At 50.7% G+C, this 4,185-nt stretch carries 4 protein-coding genes; all 4 read left to right on the top strand.

The features are described 5' to 3' along the window. A partial coding sequence (gene coaBC, locus C1T29_RS10010) for a bifunctional phosphopantothenoylcysteine decarboxylase/phosphopantothenate--cysteine ligase CoaBC (protein ID WP_208945671.1) occupies positions 1 to 678 on the top strand: 678 nt, incomplete at its 5' end. Further along, a complete protein-coding gene (gene priA, locus C1T29_RS10015; RefSeq protein WP_208945672.1) occupies positions 675 to 3,092 on the top strand; it encodes a primosomal protein N' in 2,418 nt (805 codons plus the stop codon). The genes coaBC and priA, both read left to right, overlap by 4 nt. A gap of 29 nt (positions 3,093 to 3,121) precedes the next feature. Further along, on the top strand, positions 3,122 to 3,604 hold the full coding sequence (gene def / locus C1T29_RS10020; protein ID WP_020451347.1) for a peptide deformylase: 483 nt from the start codon (positions 3,122 to 3,124) through the stop codon (positions 3,602 to 3,604). Positions 3,605 to 3,608: 4 nt separating this feature from the next. Beyond that, a partial coding sequence (gene fmt, locus C1T29_RS10025; protein ID WP_208945673.1) for a methionyl-tRNA formyltransferase occupies positions 3,609 to 4,185 on the top strand: 577 nt, incomplete at its 3' end.

The raw sequence follows: 4,185 nt of genomic DNA on the forward strand, positions 1-4,185 counted from the left end.
AACGACACCAGCGGTTTGCTTGTCGGACAGCGTCTCTTAATTACAGCGGGCCCGACAAGAGAACAAAGCGATCCCGTCCGCTTTTTCTCCAACCGTTCGACAGGGAAAATGGGCTATGCTTTCGCTGAGGAAGCGGCGAAAATGGGAGCGCGCGTAACGCTGATTGCCGGCCCGACATCGCTTGATGATCCCGCAGGAGTTGACGTTATTCATGTTCAGTCTGCAGAAGATATGTATCAAGCGGCTTTATCTGTTTTCGATGAGAGCGACATCGTCATCAAAACGGCAGCTGTCGCTGATTACAGGCCAAAGCATATTTACGATCAAAAAATGAAGAAAAAGGACGGCGGTCTCGTCATTGAGCTTGAGCGGACGAAGGATATTTTAAAAGCGCTGGGAGAACGGAAAACAAAGCAAGTCTTGGTCGGCTTTGCAGCTGAAACGCAGCACGTCGAAGACTATGCCAAACAAAAGCTGGAGAAAAAAAATCTCGATCTGATTGTCGCCAACAATATCACGGCCGAAGGGGCCGGTTTTGGAACGGAAACCAACATCGTGACGGTGTTTCACCGAGACGGCAAAAAGACGGCGCACCCTCTGATGTCAAAACGGGAGGTTGCTGCCGAAGTCTTGAAGGAAGCCGCTGAGCTTGCCGGCCGGAGCGGAACGTCCTCATGAATTTCGCTGAAGTGATCGTCGATGTTACAACCAAAAATATCGACAGACCGTTTGACTACCGCATTCCCGACAAATTCAAAGGGATGATTAAAAAAGGGATGCGCGTGATTGTTCCGTTCGGCGCCCGCAAAATCCAGGGATTTGTCACCGGCGTGAAAGAATCGTCTGAGCTCGCCGGCCGTTCGGTTAAGGATATCCAGGATATCCTTGATCTGACGCCCGTTTTGACGGAGGAGCTGCTTGAGCTGTCAGATTGGCTGACAGAAAAAACACTTTCTTTTAAAATTACGGCTCTTCAGGCGATGCTCCCCGCGGCTATGAAAGCAAAATACGGCAAAGAAATCAAGGTGATCGGTGATAAGCCGCTTCCCGAACCGCTTAAAACCCTGTTCTTGCAAAAAGAAACACTTTCTTATTCCGATATAGATGACCATGGGACATTAAAGCTGATTCAGCGCCAGGTTCAAGAGGGCAACCTTGAAGTGGCCTATAAAGTAAAGCAGAAAACAAACAAAAAAACGCGGAGAATGATCGCTCCCCTTTGTGCGAAAGAACATTTAAAAGAAGCGCTTGACAGCCTCTCCCCGCAAGCTGTCAAACAAAAAGCGGTCCTTCAGTTTTTCATCGACCGCAAAGAATCCGGTGCTGTTCCGGCAAAAGAGCTGATCGGCAAAACGGGAGGCTCTTCCGCGTCCGTAAAAGCGCTGATCGACAAGGGGCTGTTAAAGGAAAGCGAAGAGGAGGTTTACAGGGATCCTTATCAGGACAGAATGTTCAAAAAAACCGAACCGCTTCCGCTGACTGAAGAGCAGGCGCAGGCCTATGAGGCGATAGCAGAGGCGATCGAAGACAAGCGGCACGATGTGTTTCTTCTTCACGGAGTGACCGGAAGCGGAAAAACGGAAGTCTATCTGCAATCGATCGAAAAGGTGCTGGAAGCCGGCAAAGAAGCGATCGTTCTCGTTCCGGAAATTTCGCTGACGCCGCAGATGGTCAACCGCTTTAAAGGCCGCTTTGGCTCACAGGTAGCCGTCCTGCACAGCGGGCTTTCAACAGGAGAAAAATATGATGAATGGCGGAAAATCCACCGCAAAGAAGTCCGGCTTGTCGTCGGGGCGCGCTCGGCGATTTTCGCGCCGTTTGAAAATCTCGGCATGATTATTATCGATGAAGAGCACGAAACATCGTACAAGCAGGAAGAGATGCCGAGATACCATGCGAAAGAAGCGGCGATTCAAAGGGCCGAATACCACCGCTGTCCTGTCGTCCTCGGCAGTGCGACGCCGACGCTCGAATCGTTCGCAAGGGCGAAAAAAGGCGTGTACAAGCTTCTTTCTCTCAAGCACCGCGTCAATCACCAAGTCATGCCTGACGTGTCTCTCGTCGATATGAGGGAGGAACTGCGCAGCGGAAACCGCTCGATGTTTTCCAAAGACTATATGGCCGGACTTGAGGAAACCCTTGAAAAAGGAGAGCAGGCCGTTCTCTTTTTAAACAAAAGGGGATATTCCTCATTTGTCATGTGCAGGGACTGCGGATATGTCATCCAGTGCCCTCATTGCGAAATCTCGTTGACGTACCACAGGTATGGACAGCGTCTGAAGTGCCATTACTGCGGCTATGAAACCGGCATGCCGTCAAGCTGCCCCGAATGCGGAAGCGAGCATATCCGCTACTTTGGCACAGGCACACAGCGGGTCGAAGAAGAATTGACGAAGGTACTGCCGGCTGCAAGGGTGATCCGCATGGACGTCGATACAACCTCGAGAAAAGGAGCGCATGAAAAGCTGCTCACATCCTTTGGCAAAGGTGAAGCCGATATTCTGCTCGGAACACAGATGATCGCCAAAGGGCTCGATTTTGAAAACGTCACGCTCGTAGGTGTTTTGAGCGCGGATACGATGCTGCACATCCCCGATTTCAGAGCCGCTGAAAAAACGTTCCAGCTGATGACACAGGTGAGCGGAAGAGCGGGGCGCCACGAAAAGCCGGGCAAGGTGATCATTCAGACGTACACCCCGTCCCATTACAGCATTCAGCTCACGAAAACGCACGATTATGAAACGTTCTTCCGGCAGGAGATGCTGCACAGAAGGGAACAGGCCTATCCTCCCTATTATTATTTGGCGCTCGTCAGCGTATCGCACGAAGAAGTGACGAAGGCGGCGCTCGTGACTGAAAAAATCGCCAACTATTTAAAAAAGAACATTTCAAGCGAGGCGAAGATTCTCGGCCCAGTCGCATCGCCGATCGCCAGGATCAAAGATAGATATCGCTATCAATGCGTGATAAAATACAAACAGGAAAACCAGCTTACATCGTTGCTTAAAAACATTATGGATCATTACAAACGAGATATTGAACAAAAGCAATTGATGATTTCGATCGACATGAATCCATATATGATGATGTAAAAATAACAGTGTGATGGAGGGCTTCTAGATTGGCAGTAAAACCGATCGTAACGTATCCGGCGGAGGTTCTTGAAACCCCTGCCGAACCCGTTGCGTCTTTTGATAAATCATTAAAGAAACTGCTCGACAATATGTATGATACGATGCTTGAGCTGGACGGAGTCGGGCTTGCCGCCCCGCAAATCGGCGTTTTAAAAAGAGCGGCAGTCGTCGATATCGGCGATGACACGGGCAGAATTGAACTGGTCAACCCGGAGGTCATCGAAGAGAGCGGCGAACAGACGGGCCCTGAAGGCTGTTTGAGCTTTCCCGATCTATACGGTGAAGTGAAGCGTTCGGATTATGTAAAGGTCAAGGCGTTCGACCGCCGCGGAAAACCGTTCACGATTGAAGCTGAAGGCTTTTTGGCGCGGGCGCTGCTGCATGAAATCGACCATTTGGACGGTATTTTATTCACATCAAAAGTTACGCGCTATTATGATGCGGAAGAACTTGAGGAAATGGAAGGATGATTGGATGACAAGGATCGTTTTTATGGGAACGCCGGATTTTTCCGTCCCGGTGCTCAGCACATTGATTGATGACGGCTATGAGGTGGTGGGTGTCGTCACCCAGCCTGACCGCCCGAAAGGCAGAAAAAAAGTGATGACCCCTCCGCCTGTCAAGGAGGAAGCGCTGCGCCGCGGCATTCCCGTGCTCCAGCCTGAAAAAGTGAGGGAAGATGCGGAGACGGACAGGATTTTGGCGCTTGAACCCGATCTAATTGTAACCGCGGCATTCGGGCAGATCCTGCCGAAAAAGCTCCTCGATTATCCGAAATACGGCTGTATCAATGTCCATGCCTCTCTTCTGCCCGAGCTGCGCGGAGGAGCTCCGATCCATTACGCCATTCTGGAAGGCAAAGAGAAAACGGGCGTGACGATCATGTACATGGTCGAAAAATTGGATGCAGGCGATATGCTTGCCAAAGTCGAAGTTGACATCGAAGAAACCGATAATGTCGGCACGCTCCACGACAAGCTGAGCAAGGCCGGGGCTGAGCTTCTTTCCGAAACGGTTCCGAAGGTCATTGACGGTTCGGCAACCCCTGAAA

It is taken from the genome of Bacillus sp. MBGLi79, assembly GCF_002953915.1.

Coding starts and splice junctions, on each gene's coding strand:
- priA (WP_208945672.1), top strand. CDS start 675: ATGAATTTCGCTGAAGTGATCGTCGATGTTACAACCAAAAATATCGAC.